The sequence below is a fragment of the Pontibacter sp. FD36 genome (genome assembly GCF_015686655.1).
Taxonomy (GTDB): Bacteria; Bacteroidota; Bacteroidia; order Cytophagales; family Hymenobacteraceae; genus Pontibacter.
Window position 1 is genome coordinate 270,371 of sequence record NZ_JADPMP010000001.1, and the last position, 20,133, is coordinate 290,503.

18 protein-coding genes are annotated in these 20,133 nt (G+C 50.9%); 13 read left to right on the forward strand and 5 right to left on the reverse strand.

Going from position 1 to position 20,133, the window contains the following annotated elements; all coding sequences use genetic code 11:
- Positions 1–27: 27 nt before the first annotated feature.
- Positions 28–1,452, forward strand: a complete 1,425-nt coding sequence (gene dnaA / locus I0P70_RS01175; RefSeq protein WP_007654476.1) for a chromosomal replication initiator protein DnaA — start codon at positions 28–30, stop codon at positions 1,450–1,452.
- A 155-nt stretch (positions 1,453–1,607) separates the two neighbouring features.
- On the opposite strand, the gene I0P70_RS01180 is transcribed toward dnaA, so the two are convergent.
- The 3 genes from I0P70_RS01180 to I0P70_RS01190 form a co-directional block, all read right to left on the reverse strand.
- Positions 1,608–1,784: a hypothetical protein gene (locus tag I0P70_RS01180; RefSeq protein WP_196114383.1), complete on the reverse strand. Its 177-nt coding sequence runs from the start codon at positions 1,782–1,784 to the stop codon at positions 1,608–1,610.
- 11 nt (positions 1,785–1,795) lie between these two features.
- Positions 1,796–2,296 (reverse strand): hypothetical protein, encoded by a 501-nt coding sequence (locus tag I0P70_RS01185; protein WP_230391921.1) that lies wholly within the window; start codon positions 2,294–2,296, stop codon positions 1,796–1,798.
- 61 nt (positions 2,297–2,357) lie between these two features.
- Positions 2,358–2,804 carry an OsmC family peroxiredoxin gene (locus tag I0P70_RS01190; RefSeq protein WP_230391922.1) on the reverse strand — a complete coding sequence of 149 codons (447 nt, stop codon included), beginning with the start codon at positions 2,802–2,804 and terminating at the stop codon, positions 2,358–2,360.
- A 154-nt stretch (positions 2,805–2,958) separates the two neighbouring features.
- On the opposite strand from I0P70_RS01190, the gene I0P70_RS01195 reads away from it, so the two are divergent.
- The 5 genes from I0P70_RS01195 to I0P70_RS01215 all read left to right on the forward strand — a co-directional run bounded on the left by I0P70_RS01195 (position 2,959) and on the right by I0P70_RS01215 (position 8,785).
- Positions 2,959–4,479 carry a GH3 auxin-responsive promoter family protein gene (locus tag I0P70_RS01195; protein WP_196114385.1) on the forward strand — a complete coding sequence of 507 codons (1,521 nt, stop codon included), beginning with the start codon at positions 2,959–2,961 and terminating at the stop codon, positions 4,477–4,479.
- Complete coding sequence (locus I0P70_RS01200; RefSeq protein ID WP_196114386.1) at positions 4,476–5,636, forward strand: 1-deoxy-D-xylulose-5-phosphate reductoisomerase; 1,161 nt, start codon at positions 4,476–4,478, stop codon at positions 5,634–5,636. Before I0P70_RS01195 ends, I0P70_RS01200 begins: the two co-directional genes overlap by 4 nt.
- Before the next feature lie 61 nt (positions 5,637–5,697).
- Positions 5,698–7,011 (forward strand): RIP metalloprotease RseP, encoded by a 1,314-nt coding sequence (rseP, locus tag I0P70_RS01205; protein WP_196114387.1) that lies wholly within the window; start codon positions 5,698–5,700, stop codon positions 7,009–7,011.
- Positions 7,012–7,025: 14 nt separating this feature from the next.
- Positions 7,026–8,288: a LysM peptidoglycan-binding domain-containing protein gene (locus I0P70_RS01210; protein WP_196114388.1), complete on the forward strand. Its 1,263-nt coding sequence runs from the start codon at positions 7,026–7,028 to the stop codon at positions 8,286–8,288.
- A gap of 2 nt (positions 8,289–8,290) precedes the next feature.
- Positions 8,291–8,785 (forward strand): DUF6702 family protein, encoded by a 495-nt coding sequence (locus tag I0P70_RS01215; protein WP_196114389.1) that lies wholly within the window; start codon positions 8,291–8,293, stop codon positions 8,783–8,785.
- On the opposite strand, the gene I0P70_RS01220 is transcribed toward I0P70_RS01215, so the two are convergent.
- Together I0P70_RS01220 and I0P70_RS01225 are read right to left on the reverse strand one after the other, a co-directional pair.
- On the reverse strand, positions 8,782–9,528 hold the full coding sequence (locus I0P70_RS01220) for a DUF4184 family protein (RefSeq protein ID WP_196114390.1): 747 nt from the start codon (positions 9,526–9,528) through the stop codon (positions 8,782–8,784). The two genes, I0P70_RS01215 and I0P70_RS01220, sit on opposite strands and share 4 nt — an antisense overlap.
- 22 nt (positions 9,529–9,550) lie before the next feature.
- Positions 9,551–11,536 (reverse strand): OmpA family protein, encoded by a 1,986-nt coding sequence (locus I0P70_RS01225; RefSeq protein ID WP_196114391.1) that lies wholly within the window; start codon positions 11,534–11,536, stop codon positions 9,551–9,553.
- Positions 11,537–11,810: 274 nt separating this feature from the next.
- On the opposite strand from I0P70_RS01225, the gene lon reads away from it, so the two are divergent.
- The 7 genes from lon to I0P70_RS01260 all read left to right on the forward strand — a co-directional run bounded on the left by lon (position 11,811) and on the right by I0P70_RS01260 (position 20,132).
- Positions 11,811–14,249: an endopeptidase La gene (gene lon, locus I0P70_RS01230; protein ID WP_370583168.1), complete on the forward strand. Its 2,439-nt coding sequence runs from the start codon at positions 11,811–11,813 to the stop codon at positions 14,247–14,249.
- Between the two features lie 3 nt (positions 14,250–14,252).
- Positions 14,253–15,302 (forward strand): type IX secretion system protein PorQ, encoded by a 1,050-nt coding sequence (porQ, locus tag I0P70_RS01235; protein WP_196114393.1) that lies wholly within the window; start codon positions 14,253–14,255, stop codon positions 15,300–15,302.
- Between the two features lie 54 nt (positions 15,303–15,356).
- Positions 15,357–16,751 carry an ATP-dependent protease ATPase subunit HslU gene (gene hslU / locus I0P70_RS01240; RefSeq protein WP_196114394.1) on the forward strand — a complete coding sequence of 465 codons (1,395 nt, stop codon included), beginning with the start codon at positions 15,357–15,359 and terminating at the stop codon, positions 16,749–16,751.
- Positions 16,752–17,020: 269 nt separating this feature from the next.
- Positions 17,021–17,749 (forward strand): SDR family NAD(P)-dependent oxidoreductase, encoded by a 729-nt coding sequence (locus tag I0P70_RS01245; RefSeq protein ID WP_196114395.1) that lies wholly within the window; start codon positions 17,021–17,023, stop codon positions 17,747–17,749.
- Between the two features lie 210 nt (positions 17,750–17,959).
- Positions 17,960–18,379, forward strand: coding sequence for a helix-turn-helix domain-containing protein (locus I0P70_RS01250; RefSeq protein ID WP_196114396.1), 420 nt, complete (start codon positions 17,960–17,962; stop codon positions 18,377–18,379).
- 120 nt (positions 18,380–18,499) lie between these two features.
- Entirely contained in the window at positions 18,500–19,840 is a 1,341-nt protein-coding gene (locus I0P70_RS01255; protein ID WP_196114397.1) for a hypothetical protein, read from the forward strand.
- Between the two features lie 28 nt (positions 19,841–19,868).
- A complete protein-coding gene (locus I0P70_RS01260) occupies positions 19,869–20,132 on the forward strand; it encodes a DUF4212 domain-containing protein (protein WP_007655160.1) in 264 nt (87 codons plus the stop codon).
- Position 20,133: the final 1 nt, after the last annotated feature.

Genomic DNA, 20,133 nt, shown 5'->3' on the forward strand with positions numbered 1-20,133 from the left:
CGAATCTTTTGTGTTTTGGAAAATTGGATGATAAAAGACTGTTCAACAGTATGGAGTAACTGTCTACAGGTAATAAAGGAAAATATTGGCGAACAGAGCTTTAAAACTTGGTTCGAACCGATCAAGCCTTTGTCCCTGCGCGACAACGTGCTGACCATACAAGTGCCTAGCCAGTTCTTTTATGAGTGGCTGGAAGAACACTATGTAGGTTTGCTGAAGAAAGTGATCTACCAGGAGTTGGGCAGCGAGGGGCGCCTGGAGTACTCTATCATTGTGGACCGTGGCAACGAGGCGAACAAACCGCAAACGGTTAATATCCCAACTAAGAAAATTCCACAGGCCGTTGTTAACTCTTACCGGCCAGAGCAAAATTTCATCAAGAGCCCGTTCGAGTCTAAGACCATCGACCGCAACTTCCTGAACTCGCAGCTGAACGGAGCTTATACCTTCGAGAACTACATTGAGGGTGACTGTAATCGCCTGGCGCGTTCGGCTGGTTATGCCGTGGCCAATAAGCCGGGGACGACTTCCTTTAACCCGCTGATGGTATACGGTGGTGTGGGACTGGGCAAAACGCACCTGGTGCAGGCCATTGGCAACCACATCAAAAACAGCAACCCGGAGAAGTTCGTGCTCTACGTGTCGTCAGAGAAATTCGTGAACCAGTTCATTGAGTCACTCAAGACGAACAACGTACAGGACTTCGCCAACTTTTACCTGCTGGTGGATATCCTGATCATCGACGACGTGCAGTTCCTGAGCGGAAAGGAGAAGACACAGGAAATGTTCTTCCACATCTTCAACCACCTGCACCAGTCCGGCAAGCAAATCGTGATGACCTCGGACTGTCCGCCACGCGACCTGAAAGGACTAGAGGAGCGCCTGTTGTCCCGCTTTAAGTGGGGCCTCACCGCCGACCTGCAGAGCCCGGACTTCGAAACACGTATGGCCATCATCCAGAAGAAGATGCAGGGCGACGGAATCGATATTCCTGACAACGTGGTGGAGTATCTGGCTTACAGCGTAGACACCAACGTGCGTGAACTAGAAGGCGTGCTGATCTCCCTGATCGCGCAGTCGTCGCTGAACCGCAAAGAAATTGACCTGGAGCTTGCCAAGCAGGCCCTGAAGCATATCATTGAGGATGTAGAAACAGAGGTGAACCTCGACTTCATCCAAAAGACCGTAGCAGAATACTTCCAGGTGAGCCTGGACTCACTCAAGGCCAAGACCCGTAAGAAGGAGATCGTGACGGCACGTCAGGTGGCCATGTACTTCGCCAAGGAGTTCACGAGCCATTCGCTCAAGTCGATCGGCTACCACTTTGGCGGCCGCGACCACAGTACCGTAATCCACTCCGTGCAAACCGTTTCAGATCTGATCGATACAGATAAGAAATTCAAGGTGAGCATTCAGGAACTACAGAAGAAGTTTAAGTCAAAGGCAGGTTAAGCTATACCTGACCGATATAAAATGAAAACGGCCGCTACTATACCTTAGTAGCGGCCGTTCTTGTTTGGGCTATGCCTATCGTTTGTTCCCTGGAATAGAAAGAGGGCTATACCTGCGCAGGTATAGCCCTCTTTCTATTCGGGTCATTTAATTGATTATTTTCTCGCTTTCTGCAGTTTATATACCCCCGCTAGCAAAGCAGGTATACCACCAAGTGCCAAAACAAAATAGGCCTGCGGGCTGGCATTAGGGCTGAACTCCAAGTATAGCACGGCAGTCAGCAAAATAACTACTATGAAGCAGAAGCGGAGTTTTTCGGGAGAGGGTTTCATGGCATTCTTGCTTAAGCCAGATTAGCTTCAGTTACTTCGAAGTTATGCTGGGTGCTCAGTTCGCGGATTCTGCTCTTCACTTTCTCAATGTCACGCTTCTTGCGAATCTGCTTCAGGTCCAGGTATACCTTGTTGCCATCACGCTGCGTAATGCGCAGGGCCATTGGCGATACATGTACCGCTTCGATGTCAGGTATAGCCGTGATCATCTTGGTGCGGAACACGCCGTTTTTTTGCACGATATACTCCGGTGTCACTTCAATATAAGACTGTATGCCAAATACAGAGGTGTTCTGCAGGATCACATAGCCCAGAAAAACGACCGCTAGGCCGAAGAAAATGTAGTACAGGTAATTCTGGTCGTTGGTTGGGTTGTCGCTCAGAAGGAGCATCGTGGCCCAGGCCAGCCAGAAAAGGGTAAGCACCAGTTGCACTGTGAACGAAAGCTTAGCATTGCGCGAAGGGCTTAACTGTACTAAAAGCGACGATCTTGCATTACCGGCTGTTGGCATATAAAGCTATTAAAGTGAAACAAACGAGCACAGTTTATGTGCAAGCTGCAATATAGTAATTTTATTTTTTTAGTGAGGCAGTCAGTTTTATCTCCGGCACGGCTCCCAATGCTTTTGAAACAGGGCAGTTTGCCTTGGCCTCCTGCGCCAGTTTCTGAAATTCATCGTCCTCGATATCTTCCACCCGGGCTTCGGTGTTCAACTCGATCAGCATGATTTGCGGAGCGCCATCCTTCTCGCCAAGGTGTACAGTAGCAGTTGTTTGCACTGACTCTGGTTCGTGGTTGGCTTTCTCGAGCAGGGAGCTCAGAAACATAGAGAAGCAGCCAGCGTGTGCGGCGCCAATCAGTTCCTCGGGATTAGTGGCAGAAGTGTCGTCGCCGAAGCGGGAAGCGAAGGTATAACTCGCTTTAAAGTGTCCTCTGCCTGATGCTACTTCTCCGCTGCCGTTTTTAAGGCCTTTGTTCCATTGAGCCTTTGCTGTGCTTTTTTTCATGAGTTCTATCATTTGTGTTGTTTTTAGATGAATACAATACCTATAAACTACAGGAGGCCGTTTTTTGTTAACCCTAAAAATAACATGTAGGTAAAACATGGTGAACGACTATGGCAAAGCCCGTTTATCTGGCTATATTTACCCCTTCTAAAAAAAGAAAAACCATATGGGTGTGAAAGCATGGCTCAGTAAGCCCCTGGCCGCTTACGTGCACAAAAAACACCAGTCCTGGATACAGAACCCGGTAGAAGCGCAGCGAGCTGTTTTTGAGAAGATCATCAAAAAAGCGCAGCAGACCGCCTTTGGCCGCGAACATCATTTTTCTGAAATAAAGACCCACGCCGACTTTGTAAAGGCCGTGCCCGTGCGCGACTATGAGGGACTAGCCTCGTACTTCAACCGCGTAAAAGAAGGCGAGCCCGACATCCTGTGGCCCGGCAAACCGATCTACCTGGCCAAAACATCCGGCACCACCTCAGGTACCAAGTACATCCCGATCACCAAAGACTCTATACCCAACCACATCAACGGGGCGAAAGACGCGCTGCTATCCTACATCCACGAAACAGGCAATTCCAGTTTTCTGGACGGCAAGATGATCTTCCTGTCAGGCAGTCCGGTGCTCGACGAGGTAGGAGGGATCCATACCGGGCGTTTGTCAGGCATCGTGAACCACCACGTGCCGGGCTACCTGCGCACCAACCAACTGCCGAGCTACGAAACCAACTGCATCGAGGACTGGGAGACCAAGCTCGACCAGATCATCGAAGAGACGATCGACCAGAACATGACGCTTATCTCAGGTATACCGCCCTGGGTGCAGATGTATTTTGATAAGCTGATCAGGCAGACAGGCAAGCCGGTTAAGGATATTTTTCCGAATTTTTCGCTGTTTGTGTATGGTGGCGTGAATTTTGAGCCTTACCGCAAAAAGCTGTTCGAGTCGATCGGTCGCGAGATTGATTCTGTCGAAACATTTCCGGCCTCCGAAGGGTTTTTCGCTTACCAGAACGAGCAGCACGATAAAGGGCTGTTGCTGTTGCTGAATGCGGGCATCTTCTTTGAGTTTATACCGACCGATGAGTACTTCAATGAAAACCCGACCCGCCTTACCATTGGCGAAGTGGAACCGGGCGTGAATTATGCATTGGTTGTTAGCAGCAATGCCGGCCTTTGGGCTTACTCCATAGGCGATACGGTGAAGTTCACTTCTGTAAAACCTTACAAACTGATCGTGAGTGGCCGCATCAAGCACTACATCTCAGCTTTTGGCGAGCACGTGATAGGCGAGGAGGTAGAAAAGGCGATGCAGCGCACCATGCAAAACTACTCCCTGGTGGAACTGGTAGAGTTCACGGTGGCTCCCTACGTGAGTCAGGATAAGGGACAGTCTTTTCACGAGTGGTTTGTAGAGTTTTCTATACCTCCTGCCAATATGGAGGCCTTTGAAAAAGAACTAAATGCGCAATTGCAGAAACTGAATACCTATTATGACGATCTGATCACAGGCCATATCCTGGCCGATCTGAAAATCAGGTCGCTGCCGCAGGGGACGTTCCGCCACTACATGAAGTCGCAAGGCAAACTTGGCGGGCAGAACAAAGTGCCGCGTCTGAGCAACGACCGCAAGCTGGCCGATGGCCTGATCGAGTCCTCGGGCGCCCTTACTACTAAAACAAACGAATGAAACGAATTGCCATACTTGGCTCCACAGGCTCCATCGGCACGCAGGCCCTGGAGGTGATCGGGGCCAATCCTGATAGTTTTGAACTGGAGGTCATTACCGCCAACAATAACGCCGATCTACTGATAGCTCAGGCCCTGGCCTTTAAACCGAATGTGGTCGTGATCGCCAATGAAGCCCACTACGAGCAGGTGCGCGATGCCCTGCAACACGAAGCCATTAAGGTATACGCTGGTGCTAATGCGCTCAACTCTGTTGTAGAGATGGGGACAGTAGACATGGTGCTCACTGCCATGGTGGGCTATGCCGGTCTGCAGCCAACCATCCGCGCCATCAAAGCCGGCAAAGAGATCGCGCTGGCTAACAAAGAAACGCTGGTCGTAGCCGGACAACTGATCACCGATTTGGCCCGTCAGCAGGGCGTTAACATTTACCCGGTTGACTCTGAGCACAGCGCTATTTTCCAGTGCCTGGCCGGTGAGTTTCACAATCCGATCGAGAAAATCATTCTTACTGCTTCAGGTGGGCCATTCCGTGGCCGCACAGCTGAGGAACTGCACCAGGTGACCCGGGCGCAGGCGCTGAAGCACCCGAACTGGGAGATGGGCGCCAAGATCACCATTGACTCAGCTTCGCTGATGAACAAAGGGCTGGAGGTGATCGAGGCGAAGTGGCTCTTTGGGCTGAAGAACGAGCAGATCGAGGTGGTGGTGCATCCGCAGTCCATCATTCATTCGCTGGTGCAGTTCCAGGACGGCTCCATCAAGGCGCAGCTCGGTCTGCCCGACATGAAACTGCCGATCCAGTATGCGCTGGGCTACCCGAACCGACTCAAGAACGACTTCCCCCGCTTCAGCTTTCTGGACTATCCGCAGCTCACTTTCGAGAAGCCGGATCTGGAGACTTTCCGCAATCTGCAACTGGCTTTTGATGCGATGGAACGTGGTGGCAACATGCCCTGCATCCTCAACGCAGCCAACGAAATTGCCGTTGCTGCCTTCCTGCGTGAAGAGGTTGGCTTCCTGGAGATGTCCGATATCATCGAGAGCAGTATGGCAAAAGTTGCGTATATTGCGAATCCTTCTTACGAAGACTATGTTACAACAGACAGAGAGACACGTGCTTACGCGGCAGAGGTGGCAGCTAAGCTGAGCTTTTAAAAGCTTCTGTGGCGTGTTGAGCTCTGATCATAATCATCGATTCTAAATTTATTTCTATTAAATGGATATTTTAATAATGGTGGGCCAGCTCCTTTTGGGCCTGACAATACTAGTTGGATTGCACGAGCTGGGACACATGTTGACTGCCAAATGGTTTGGTATGCGTGTTGAGAAGTATGCGATTGGTTTCCCACCAAAAGTATTTAGTAAGAAAATAGGCGAAACAGAGTACATGGTGGGGGCAATTCCACTGGGCGGTTTCGTGAAGATAACAGGTATGGTGGACGAGTCGCTCGACACAGAGGCACTCAAGAAAGACCCGGAGCCGTATGAATTCAGAGCCAAACCAGCCTGGCAGCGCCTGATCGTGATGATGGGTGGTATCATCGTGAATGTGATCACCGGTATCGTTATTTTCATCGCCCTGAACTATTATTATGGCGAAACATACCTGCCGGCCAGCGAAGTGAAGTATGGCGTGCAGCCAAACCAACTTGGTCAAGAGCTTGGGTTTCAGCCTGGCGATAAGATCGTGGCACTGAATGGCCGCCCGCTTGAGAATTTCAATGACGTGTACTCCATGGACATGCTGCTGGACCGTGGCTCGTACTATACGGTAGAGCGCAACGGCAGCCAGGTGGATATTCCTATACCTGCCGATTTCATGGACCGCATGGCCGACAATAAGGAGCGCATGGTGTTCATTCAACCGCGTGAACCGTTCATGGTAGGTCAGGTGGAGCCCAATAGCAACGCTGACAAAGCTGGCCTGAAAGCAGGAGACTATATCAAATCAGTAAACGGTGAAAGCACGCTGTTCTTCAGCGATTTCCAGGCGGCGATGCAGAAGTATGCCGGTAAGCCTGTGAACATTGAAGTAGAGCGTAATGACGAGATTGTGGCCCTAAAGGCTACTGTAAACGAAGACGGCACGCTGGGTTTCTATCAGAAGCCACTGCTGGAGTACGCCACCCGTGATTTCAGCTTGGGTGAGTCTATTCCCCGCGGTACCAATCAGGCTTTTGGTGTGATTACAGCCAACCTGAAAGGATTCGGAAAAATATTCAGAGGCGAGGTTTCAGCTTCCAAGTCACTGAGCGGACCAATAGGTATAGCGCAGATCTTCGGTGATACTTTTAACTGGTACAAGTTCTGGTCGATCACCGGTATGCTGTCGATGGTGCTGGCCTTTATGAACTTCCTGCCTATACCTGCGCTGGATGGTGGCCACGTTGTATTTTTGACATACGAGATGATCAGCGGCCGCAAGCCGTCAGATAATTTTTTAGAAAACGCTCAAAAAGTGGGCATGGTTTTATTGTTGGGCTTAATGGCTTTTGCTATATTTAACGATGTATTCAAGATAATCTTCTAACCAAAGATTCTTTTATGAAAGCCATCGTGAAGAGCGTCCTAACTATTGCCATTCTTTTTGTTCTATTTGCATTTAATCAAGCCGGTGCTACACCAGTAGCATCGGCTTTTTCTATACCGCAGCCATCTGCCATAGCTGACACCACCTACCTGGTGCAGCAAGGTGACACGTATTACAGCCTGTCGCGCCGGTTCAACATCCCGATTGACTCACTGCAGAAGTGGAATGGTACACAGTTGAACATGGGGCAGACACTATACCTGACGAACCCCCAAGCGAAGGTTAAAACAGTTGCTGCCAAGCCTGCTTCGGCTAACAGCCAGCAGCACAACACTGCGAATACTCCGGCGCCAGCCGTAAAACCAGCAACCACCGCAGCCAATACACCGGCTACGCCAGCTAAGCAGCCTGCCGCCAAGACCCAGGCCGCACCACAGACACAAGCTTCCAGGTCAGCCGCTACTCCGCCTGCACAGTCAGCAAGAGCAACCAGTACGACTAACCCAACAGCCCCTGCCCGTACGCAGGCAAGTACATCGGCATCGGCTTCCAAGCTGCCTACGCTGGAGAGCAAGGAGAAGCAGCGCATCCTGGTAGTGCCGTTTGATCCCTATCTGTACTTTTCAGACGCTGACGACGAGATCGCCCGACATTCTAAGATACCACGCCAAAACGTGCGCCATGTGTTCCGTGGCAGGCTAAATGCAATGCTGGCGCCGGAGGGTTATGAAACGATCAACCTGCTGGGCGGTGTGTATCGCGATAGTGTGAGCGAACTGAGCTCCCTGTACAAATCGCTGAGCTACGGCTATCAGGACAACAAGCAGTCGCGTTACAACCACCAGCCAGCTGTAAAGGAGCGTGAAAATGCACTGGACTGGGTGAAGCGCCAGAAAGAGAAAGTAAACATCAAAGGCGGACAGCCGGCCACCGTACCTGTGGCGCAGGATGAAAACAAACACTTCGGTGTGAAGGTGAAAGACCCAAAATTCTTCTCACACTTCAACGGACAGTATGGCATTGACTATTACGTGTTCATCAACCAGTTTGAGGTGAAGACAAATTATGAAAACTGCCTCGACCGCGCCAGCTGGAACTACGAGCGTGATTTCCTGGTTCACTACTCAATCTATGACAGCAAGGGAGAGCTCGTGTCAGGCAACAAGGTGAAAGTGCCTTATCAGTCGAACATGAACGACGTGCAGCGCATTGTGAGCGACAACATGCCGAACATGGCCCGTCGCGTGCTGGCAGACCTTCCGCAAGCCCAGAAATAAGTATGTTCCGAATAATCCTGTTGGCACTGATGCTCAGTTTTACGAGCCTTGCCGCCCACGCCCACGACTATCACGCCAGCATTACCGACGCCCGGTACAACCCGCGCACGCAAAGCCTGGAAGTAGCTGTGAAGGTGTTTATGGATGACTTGGAGAATGCACTCTCTCTCAGGAACAAATCAACGGTAAGGTATAGCCAGTCTCCGCAAGTGCAGCAAATGGTGCAGGACTACATGGGGACGACACTTTCTTTTGAATTGGAGAAAGGCAAACCGCTGAAACATACCTTTGTCGGAGCTGAGCAGGAGGCTGATGTGGTGTGGGTATACCTGGAAGTGCCTGTGAAGACACAAAGCCTCACACACCTGTATGTGCGCAATGTTGTGCTGCAGGAGCTTTTCAACGATCAGATGAACATTGTAAACCTGGACTACAAAGGAAAGGTGAACAGCACCCTCTTTCAAAGGAACGACGGCACCCGCAAAATGTCCTTTTAAGACCGCTGCCTGCGCCAGCTTAATTGCGCCATTATACTGATGATGACCGTCGCCAGCATAGAGCCTGTCAGAAAAGATACCACCACACCCATCATTGAACGCATAAAAGCGCTGGCGTAAAGGGCATAGCCCATAAAGACAAAACCCGCCATTGCTATACCTGTCCAGAACCATATTTTCTGCTCCCAGCCCATCTTGTCAGGTATAGCCACCGTCGGCTGACGCCAGGTATAGAGCAGGATAAGAAAGCCACCTACCAGCGTACTGCTGTGCTGGATGATACGGCAAAGCATGATCTCCTGACCCATCACATGCACCATGCTAGTCAATAGAGGCCACCGACTTGCGAAGTAACCTGTTTCGTGCGTAAAGCTATCCCAGAAGATGTGCGAAGCTGCACCGATGATAACCGATGTTGCAAATACAAACCAACGCTCCTTTAGATAGGTAATCCAGTTGAGCTGCGCTACAGCCAGAGCGCGGCGTTTCAGCCAATCGGGGAGGTGTGCCACAGCTGGCCGACGTACGATCAGGTGGAAGACAGTGGCAATAACCAGCGCCACTGGCAGGTTAAAGTATAGTAAGCCCTCCAGGGTATGGCCGCCATGCTTGAAAAGTGGGAGCAGGAGGAAATACTGAAAATCCGGAGCAATGCTGCCTGTGATCAGGCCGGTAGCCGAGAACCAGCGCCTGTGTTTGAGCAAAGGAAGAATGGCGGCGGGATGCGCAGCGGTGAATGGCATAAGGTATAAGAATCGGGATAAACTACTTTCCTATACCTCGTCCCTGTAGTACTGGTTTTATTAGCCTGAACTCTACGCGGCGATTAATGCGGCGATCTTCTTCCGTTCTCTCCTCACGCAGCGGTTTGCTGCTTCCGTAGCCATAGGCATCAATCCGGCCATCGTCGATGCGCACTTTGTGCTGAATGTACATCATGATGGCGTCTGCCCGGTCCTTCGATAGAATTTGGTTGAACTCAGGGTCTCCGGCGCTGTCGGTATGGCCTGAGATCTCGAGTCGGTAACTTGGGTTTTCGGCCAGGTAATAAGCCACCTCGTCCAATATCGGGTGCATCTCCGGTGTAATATTCGATTCGTTCGGCTCAAATTCAATATTTCGGAATACCATTGGGATGCTGTGATCAATCACCTTGGTCATGATCTGCAGCGAAGTATCTTGTTGCAGGGCCAATTCCCGCTCAATTGTGAAGAAATCCGGGCTCTGGATGATCATCATATACCTGGAGTTGTCAATTAGGTTAAAGGCAAAGGAGCCGTCCGGTCGGATGTACTTCGACGAAATCTCGATGCCGTTGTCGAGGTCAATGATGGAGATGATGCCCGACAGCGGTTTATTGGAAACCGAGTCACGCAAGACGCCTTCTACTTTAGTCACAGCCAGCGGATGTGCTTCCATCGGCAGCGGGAAAGAGTAAAGTTCCAGGTTCTTGATGTCGCTTTCTTCGGAACGGGCATAGTACAGGTTCTGCGACTGTGAATCGATGGTGAAGTAGTATTCGCTTCCGCGCCCGTTTACCAAAGGTCCGATATTGCGCGGTTCCTGCCACTTGCCACCAACCAGGTAGGTTTTATAGATGTCGAAGTCACCGAAATTGAACAACTGCCCACGTGAGCTGAAGTAGAGCACTTTATACTTTGGATGATAGAAGGGGCTTACCTCACTTTGGCGGGTGTTGATAACAGGCCCCATGTTCTGTGCCGGCGCCCAAGTCCCGTTCTTCAACTTGTGTGTGAAATAGATATCAGACAAGCCAAAACCACCGAGGCGGTCAGAGGCAAAGTAGAGCGTGTCCTCGTTAGGTGATAGGGTTGGCTGCGAGTCCCAGGCCGGGCTGTTCACGTTAGGGCCAAGGTTCTCAATTTCATGCCACTCACCATTGGGTTGCAGCGTGGCTTTGTAGATATCGCAATTGCCATAACCGTCCGGGGACTCGCAACGTGCAAAGTAGAGCGTTTTGCCATCGCGGGTGAGTGTGGCAGAGCCTTCGTTGTAGATGCTGTTGATCGGCTTGCCAAATGACTGCGCTTCTGTCCAGTAACCATTGCTGTTATCAGAATAGTACAGGTCTTCGTTTGGCTTACTCTCTATACCCTGGAAGGTGCGCTTTGAAGTAAAAATAAGCTTATTGTTGTCGGCACTGAGCGTAGGGCCATAGTCTTCGTAAGGGGAGTTAATGCTGTTGCCCATGTTCAGGTATACCCCACGTGGTGGCTGGTAGGTCGAGATGGACTTGCGGTACTCCACCAGTTCATAATAGTAACTCAGCGGGACGTAGTAGTCTTTGGTGTTCTGCTCCAGCGAGTCGTAGTAGGATTGCACCTGACGCACATCGCTGCGGTGGTGCTTGAGCACGAGGCGGTATACCTCCATGGCCTGGTCCATCATACCCTGGCGCTCATAAAGCTGGCCTAGTCTCCACAGCAGATTCGTGTCCTTGTAGAAGTTTTGAATGCCGAAATTGCGTACGTAGCGCTCCAGCAACGGCAGTGCCTGCCCGTATTGCTTGCGTCGCTCTAGGCGCTGTATTTCCGAAAGCTTCTTGGAATCCTTGTAGAAGGTGATCTTGTTGAGGTTCGGGAATTCCAGGTGCATCTCCTGGTTCGGAGTCTTTTTCTTCACCTTTACATCAGGTCCGTCTTGCAATGGCGTATGCTTCAACTGACCTACGCACAGGAGTGGAGCCAGCAAGAGCAGCAGGAAGAAAGCAGGAGTGATAAGTCGTTTCATCGGCACAGAGCATGATACCTGAAACCAAAGATATTATTTTTTAGCCTATGTTCTGAAACGATTTATTAATTATCCCTTATATTTTGTGGATAAGTGCCAACGCTGCTACCTGTGCGACAATTTGGGCGGGCGGACGCACTTGGCACAGCTCTTGACTATTATACACTCCACAGGCATAAAGCGGAATTTCCACTATCTTTATGTCAATTTGGCACTGATACAACCTATGAACTATACACTGAAGAACTTTTTAAACCATCTTTTAATCGGAAACATGTCGATAGACGATAGCGACGATCTGATTCCAGTAATAACCACAGACCCTGATGAAGAAATGCTGCCAGAAGATATGCCGGGCGAGCTGCCTATCCTGGCGGTGCGCAACACAGTATTGTTTCCGGGTGTGGTATTGCCTATTACCGTTAGCCGCAAAAAATCAGTGCGCCTGGTGCGCAAAGCCCATAAAGGCGATAAGATCATCGGGGTAGTGGCGCAGCGCAACACGAACAGCGACGATCCCACGGCCGAAGACCTGTACGACATCGGCACCATGGCCAAGATCCTGAAAATGCTGGTGCTGCCAGATGGTAACACGACCATTATCATTCAGGGGCAGAGCCGCTTCAAGATTGACGAGGTGACGCAGGAAGACCCATACCTATCAGCGAAGGTGAGCTACTGCAAAGACACCTTCCCGAACAAGAAGAGCAAAGAGGTAAAGGCGCTGGTGCACTCGCTCAAAGATGCGGCCGCCAAGATGCTGAAACTCAACCCGGAAATTCCGCAGGAGGCGCAGGTCGCCCTCGATAATATTGATAGCCCAAGTTTTCTGACACACTTCCTGTCGAGCAACCTGAACGTGGATGTGGCGCAGAAGCAGAAGTTGCTGGAAGTGAACGACGGTGTAGAGCGCGGTACGCAACTCCTCGAGATCATGCTGCGCGAAATCCAGTTACTGGAGCTCAAGCAGGAAATCCATACCAAAGTACACACTGACATTGATCAGCAGCAACGCGACTACTTCTTGCGTCAGCAGATCAAGGTGTTGCAGGACGAGTTGGGGCAGGAGGGACCCGATCAGGAGATCGAGCGATTCCGGGAGCGTGCTCTCAAAAAGAAATGGCCAGAGCAGATTGCCAAGCATTTCAACAAAGAGATAGAGCGACTGGCCCGTCTCAATCCGCAGGCCGCCGAGTATCCGGTGGCGGTAAACTACCTGGAGTTTTTGCTGGACCTGCCTTGGAACGAGACCACCAAAGATAATTTCAATCTGAAGCGCACCAAAAAGATACTCGACACCGACCACTACGGTCTGGAGAAAGTAAAGGAGCGCATTATTGAGTACCTGGCCGTGCTCAAACTCAAAAAGGATATGAAGGCGCCGATCCTGTGCCTGTACGGACCTCCGGGCGTTGGTAAAACCTCGCTGGGCCGTTCCATAGCCACCGCCTTGGGGCGTAAATATGTCAGAATGTCACTAGGAGGGGTGCGTGACGAAGCCGAGATTCGCGGTCACCGTCGTACCTACGTGGGCGCTATGCCGGGCAAGATCATCAGCCAGATCAAAAAAGTAGGCTCTTCCAACCCGGTGATCATCCTCGACGAGATCGATAAACTGGCCTCTGACTTCCGTGGCGACCCATCGTCGGCCTTGCTGGAGGTGCTGGACCCGGAGCAGAACCATACCTTCATGGACAACTACCTGGACGTGGAGTACGACCTCTCGAAGGTGCTCTTCATTGCCACGGCCAATTCCTTGGATACCATTCAGCCCGCCCTGCGCGACCGTATGGAGATCATCGAACTCACTGGCTATACCTTAGAAGAGAAGACCGAGATCGCGAAACGCCACCTGGTGCCGAAGCAGGTGAAGGAGCACGGACTGGAGGAAGAAGACGTGAAAATGTCAAAAGCCACCATCCAGAAAGTGATAGACGACTACACCCGCGAGTCGGGTGTGCGCAGCCTGGAGCGCAAGATCGGGCAGGTAATACGCAACACGGCCAAGCAGAAGGCGATGGAAGAGAAATATACTCCTTCTATCAAGCCAGATGATGTAGTGAAGATCCTGGGCCCGGAGACCTTCGACAAGGAAATCTACCAGGACATTGACACAGCCGGTGTAGTAACAGGTCTGGCTTGGACCTCAGTTGGTGGCGATATTCTGTTTATTGAGTCCATCCTGAGCAAAGGCAAAGGCAAACTGACACTTTCAGGCCAATTGGGCGATGTGATGAAGGAGTCAGCCATGACGGCGATCTCTTACCTGAAGGCCCACGCTGAGCTACTGGAGATTGACTACCGCCTGTTTGATCAATACGACCTGCACATCCACTTCCCGGAAGGCGCTGTGCCGAAAGACGGTCCGTCAGCAGGTATAGCGATCTTCACCTCCATTGCCTCTGTGTTCACACAACGCAAAGTGAAGTCACGTCTGGCTATGACGGGTGAGATTACACTGCGTGGCAAGGTGCTGCCGGTGGGCGGCATTAAAGAGAAGATTCTGGCTGCAAAAAGAGCAGGTATATCGGATATTATTCTTTGCCAGAAAAACCGCAAGGACATCACGGAGATTCCAGACCAGTACATCAAAGGGCTGCATATCCACTATGTCGACCGTGTGGATGAAGTCGTGCAGATTGCCCTGCTCAAGCAGAAGGTAAAGCATCCCCTGAAGTTGGTGGTGACGGAGAATGGGAGGAGTGAGGAGTAAGCCATGAAGCTGGCCCCTGCCTTTTTACTTGCTGTGCTCCTGGGCTTTCCTCTCAGTGGTTGGGCGCAGGTAGGTGGGCAGCGCGGGTTTCCTTTTTTGCAACTGCCCGGCAATGCCAGGTTGGCGGCGCTAGGCGGCGTGAACGTGAGTGCGCCGGGGCATCATGTGAACATGGTCACTTCGAATCCCGCTTTGCTGAACGAAGCCATGGATCGTCAGCTGTCCCTGAGCTACGTTGGCTACCTGGCGGACATCAAGCAGAGTAACATGGCTTATGCCTTCAACACAAGCAGGTACGGCCGTTGGGCTGCGAGTCTGAATTACCTGAATTATGGTGATTTTGTTCAGCGCGACCACACAGGTATGGAAGAAGGCAGTTTTTCGGTGAACGACTATACCTTGGGCATTAGTCACTCGCGGCAGGCGGAGGCTTTTACAGTGGGTGCTACTGCCAAAGTAGCTGTCTCGAGTATGGCCGGCGAGAAAGCGGTAGGTATACTTGCCGATGTGGGAGGCGCTTTTCAGCACCCCGAGCACGACCTGAGCATAGGAATGGCCTTCAAAAATATCGGTTACCAGGTGCGCTCCTTTACAGGTGCCGATCGGCAGGCGATGCCTTTTGACGTGCAGCTGGGTGCAAGCTACAAGCCGGAGCACATGCCGGTAAGGCTTTCGCTCACCGCACACCACCTGTACAAGTTTGACGTTGTATACCTGGACCCTAACACATCAGGTCGGCTTGACGCTAACGGCAACGAGGTGGAGGAGGAGAAAAAGGTTGGTGACCAGATTGCACGGCATTTTGTAGTGGGCACAGAGTTCATCTTCAGCAAAAACTTTCAGGTGCGGGCCGGGTATAACCATTTGCGGCGCAAAGAGCTTCGGCTTGACAGCAACGCTGGAGGTGCCGGCTTCTCAGTAGGAGCTATGCTGCGGGTTCGGGCCTTCGAGTTGAATTACGGAAGCGCCTTTTTCCATCCGTCGGGCGGCACGCATTATATCACGCTCAGCACTGATACAGGCACCTTCCTGAAACGTAAGAGTAAAGATTAAGGCAGTTGGTACTATTAGTTCAGCTGCCAGTTTTATAAATTTTAAGTATAGAACATGTTAGATTCATTAGAGCATTTAACACCAGCCCAGATTGTTGAGGAGCTGGATAAATATATCATCGGACAGAAAGACGCTAAACGAAATGTGGCCATCGCGCTACGCAACCGCTGGCGGCGTATGAACGCTGACGAAAATATTCGCCGTGAGATCGTGCCCAACAATATCCTGATGATCGGTGCGACCGGTGTGGGTAAAACCGAGATCGCCCGCCGTCTGGCCAAGATCGCTGATGCCCCTTTCACCAAAGTGGAGGCCTCTAAGTTTACAGAAGTAGGCTACGTGGGTCGCGACGTGGAGAGCATGGTACGCGACCTAGTAGAGCAGTCGGTGAACATGGTGAAGACCAGGAAAAAGGAAGAGGTGAAGCAAAAAGCAGCCGAGGTGGTGGAAGACATCATCCTTGATGCGCTGATTCCGCCAATACAAGGTGGCCGTGCTACGCCAAGCTTCTCGAGTACTTCCGAGTCAAACGGCATGCCGGACAATGATTACGAGTTGAACGAGCGCACCCGTGAGAAGTTCAGAGAGAAAATCCGTAATGGCGAACTCGAAGACCGTAAGATCGAGATCCGCATTCAGCAGAGCGCCATGCCAGGTATAGGTGCAATGGGGCCAGGTATGGACGAGGCTTCCATGATGAACATCCAGGAGATGATCAGCGGTATGATGCCGAAGAAGACAAAGAAGCGCAAGGTGACCATCGCTGAAGCCCGCAAGATTTTGCTGGAGGAAGAAGCCTCTAAACTGATCGACATGGATGAGGTGAAGGAAGAGGCGATCTTCAAAGCGGAAAACTCCGGTGTGATCTTCATTGACGAGATCGACAAAGTGGCCAGCTCAAGCAGCAAAGGCAGCGGCCCGGATGTGAGCCGCGAAGGTGTGCAGCGTGACTTGCTGCCAATCGTAGAAGGCTCTACGGTGAACACCAAGTATGGCGTGATCAACACCGACCATATCCTGTTCATTGCAGCCGGCGCGTTCCACGTTGCCAAGCCATCTGACCTTATACCTGAGTTGCAGGGCCGCTTCCCGATTCGTGTGGAGCTGCAGAGCTTGACCAAGGACGACTTCTATCAGATCCTGAAGTTCCCGAAGAATGCACTGACCAAGCAGTACGAGGCTCTGTTGAAAGCAGAGGACGTAGAGCTGAGCTTTGCTGACGAAGCATTGGATGAAATCGCCAACATTGCCTATGAGGTAAACTCAGAGGTAGAGAACATTGGTGCCCGTCGTCTGCATACCGTCATGAGTCGTCTCCTCAACGACATCCTCTTCGATGTGCCGGATAAGATCGGTGCCAATGCCCACATTGTGGTAAACCGTGAGATGGTGCTGGATCGTTTGGCTGACATGGTGAAGAATCGCGATTTGAGTCAGTATATTCTTTAAGTTTAGGAGCAAGTCGCTACCTGCCCGAATCGTGCGCATACTCTTTAGAGATCTGGCGCGGGAATTGTTCCCGTCACTTTTAAATCCAAACGAGTCTGTGACTCACGAAATTAAAAGCTGTTGTTTCAGCGAAAGCAGAGGCAACAGCTTTTTTGTTGGAAGTAACATCTGCCAGCAGGTATAGGTATAATCAATACACGATCCAAAATCGTATGTTGAGAACAACTCTTAACTCCTAAACTCACAAACTCCTAAACTACTAACCTCCCATGAACTACTACATCATCACCGGAACGAGCAAAGGTATAGGTAAAGCCATCGCCGAGGAATTGCTGCAGGACGAGAGCAATTTTGTGGTTGGCGTTTGCCGCAACAGCACCATTCAGCACAAGAACTACCGCCATCAGCCGCTGGATTTTTCGGATATACCTGCTGTGGAGCACAACCTGCATAAAGTGTTCGTACCTTTTAAAGATGCCGAACGTCTCGTGCTGATCAACAATGCCGGTGTGCTGGGAGATATTGGCTACGTAGGTGAAGGAATGCCGAACGAGCGCTTTGAGTTTGTGTTTGATATCAATGTAATTGTACCGGCCATGCTGATGAATACCTTCCTGCAGGTATACCAGTCATTACAGATTCCAAAAGTGATCGTGAATATCAGCTCTGGAGCAGGAAAGTACCCGATAGACGGTTGGGCGAGTTATTGCGCCTCTAAGGCGGCAATTGACATGCTGTCGCAGACGATACAGCAGGAGCAGAATGTGCGGGCTACTGACGTGCGGGTATACGCCCTGTCGCCGGGTGTTGTAGACACTGCTATGCAGGAGCATATCCGGGAGAGCGATGCTGATAAGTTTAGCAATGTGCAGCGGTTTAGAGATTACAAGGAACAAGGTGAACTGGCCTCCCCGGAAGACGTGGGACGCAAGATTGCCTGGTTTCTGAACAATACCGATAAGTTTGATGAAGTGATTGTGTCTGTGCGGGACATGTAGTTTTAGATCATCGTTTACATACATGATAGTAGCGCCTTGCCCATGTGGCAGGGCTTTTTCGATTACAACACTTAGATATAGCAACCGACTGATGTTTATACACGCATAACCTGCTGATACTGACAAAAATAGTTTTTAAAGCATTATTGCTAATTTGCTATAGTTATGCTAAATTAGTATAGTTGTTTTATAGCTATACCTGAGGCTGTTATGAAAAACCCAATCTGCCCGAAATGTAATGCCCTGGAAGTCGTAAAAAGTGGCATCATCAACGATCGACAGCGCTACCGCTGCAAGAAGTGCGGTTACTATTTCACGGTAAACAAGCTCGGGAAAGGTATAGACACCTACTATGTCACCAAGGCGCTTCAGCTATATATTGAAGGTATAAGCTATCGCGAGATTGAGCGTATCCTGGGCGTAAGCCACGTTTCAATTATGAACTGGGTGCGCAAGTATAAGATCAAGGCCCCGGAGAAAACAGAATATCATCCCACCTACAAGATCCTGAACCACGCTGAACTGGTGGAGCATATGAAAAACAGCGCTAACCTGAAAGGCGCCGGTATGATGATCACCGAGCTTGGTGACAAGTACATGATGATCAAGTGGAAGCGGTTTAAAGACTGATGTATATCAACTTACCAAATATATACACCTCTTTACCCTTTTTCATAAATCTTCCTTAAAATAGATAAAGAATTCGGGGAAACAGCTGACCTCTCTTCACCTTAACATTTAGTATTCCAAATGAAAAAACTGTTACTATATGTAGCAGCAGGGCTGGTGCTTTGCTGCGTCGGGAGGAGTGCGTCTGCACAGGGCTCCACAGAGTATGGCGCTGGTATCAAGCTGCCTATTAATGAAGACGGGTCAAAGTACATCCGTTTTATCACCTGGCATCAGGTATGGGTGAGGTATAACGAGCACAACTCGGGCACTATCCGCAATGGCGAGCCGGTTGACAATACGCTGGACTTCGGGCTGCGTCGTTCCCGTTTCCTTACCTACTCCCAGATCTCACCTCGTTTTCTGGTGTTGTTGCACTTTGGTATTAACAACCAGAATTCCATAAGCGGCGGCGTGAACCCGGGGCTGGATGGTAAAAAGCCGCAGATATTCATTCACGATGCCTGGACGGAATACAAGGTGTTCGACAAGGCCCTTTCTATTGGGGCGGGCCTGCACTACTGGAACGGTATCTCGCGTAGCACCAACGCCAGCACACTCAATTTCATGGCCATCGACGCACCGATCTTCAACTGGGCCACCATCGACGCCGCTGACCAGTTTGCCCGTATGCTCGGCGTGTACGCCAAAGGTAAGCTGGGTAAGCTCGACTACCGCATGGCTATCAACGATCCTTTCCTGACCAACACCGCACAAGCCATAGGGCCAGCTGCCAATTACAATCCGCAAAACAACAACAAGGTATACCAGGGCTATTTCAACTGGCAGTTCTGGGACCAAGAATCGAACCTCCTGCCGTTCATGGTGGGCACCTACCTGGGCACGCGACGCGTGTTCAACATCGGGGCAGGCTTTATGCACAACAAAGACGGCATGTGGCGTGAGCAGAATACTATCAACGGATTTGTGGTTGAGAAAGAAAACATCAACCTGTTTGGCGTGGACGCTTTCCTGGACCTGCCGCTCAACACCGAACAAAACACGGCCCTCACCGCCTATGGCGTGTACTATAACTATGACTTCGGCAAAGATAACGTGCGCAACATTGGCATCATGAACCCAGCACAGGGTGGTGGCGGACTCCGCGGCAATGCGTTCCCAACCATTGGCACGGGCGATATCCTGTACGGTCAGGTAGGCTACTTGCTGCCGAAAGACCTGGTGACCGAGAAAGCCCGTTTGCAGCCCTACGCCGCCTACAGCTACGGCAGTCTGGATGGGGTGCAGAACAGCCGCGGCGAGAAAGTGCCTGTGAAAGTGCTCGACCTGGGTACCAACCTCCTGCTCGAGGGCCATCACTCCAAGCTCACGCTCAACTACCGCAACCGTCCGGATTTTACCAACCCGAATAACCTGAGGTACCGTCCGGAAATCACCCTGCAGGCCATGATCTATTTGTAAGAACCTTAAAAAACTAAACTATATACCCATGGAAAATAACAAGAACAGAATGCAGGAGTACTGGCAGCGCAACGTCCGGATACTGCTGACGCTATTGGGCCTTTGGTTCGCTGTTTCCTACCTGTTCGGCATTTTGCTGGTCGACGAGCTCAACCAGTTCCGTCTCGGGGGCTTTAAACTCGGCTTCTGGTTTGCGCAGCAAGGCTCCATCTATGTGTTTGTGGTCATCATCTTCATCTATGTATGGCTGATGAACAGACTGGACCGCGAATTTGACGTGCACGAAGACTAAT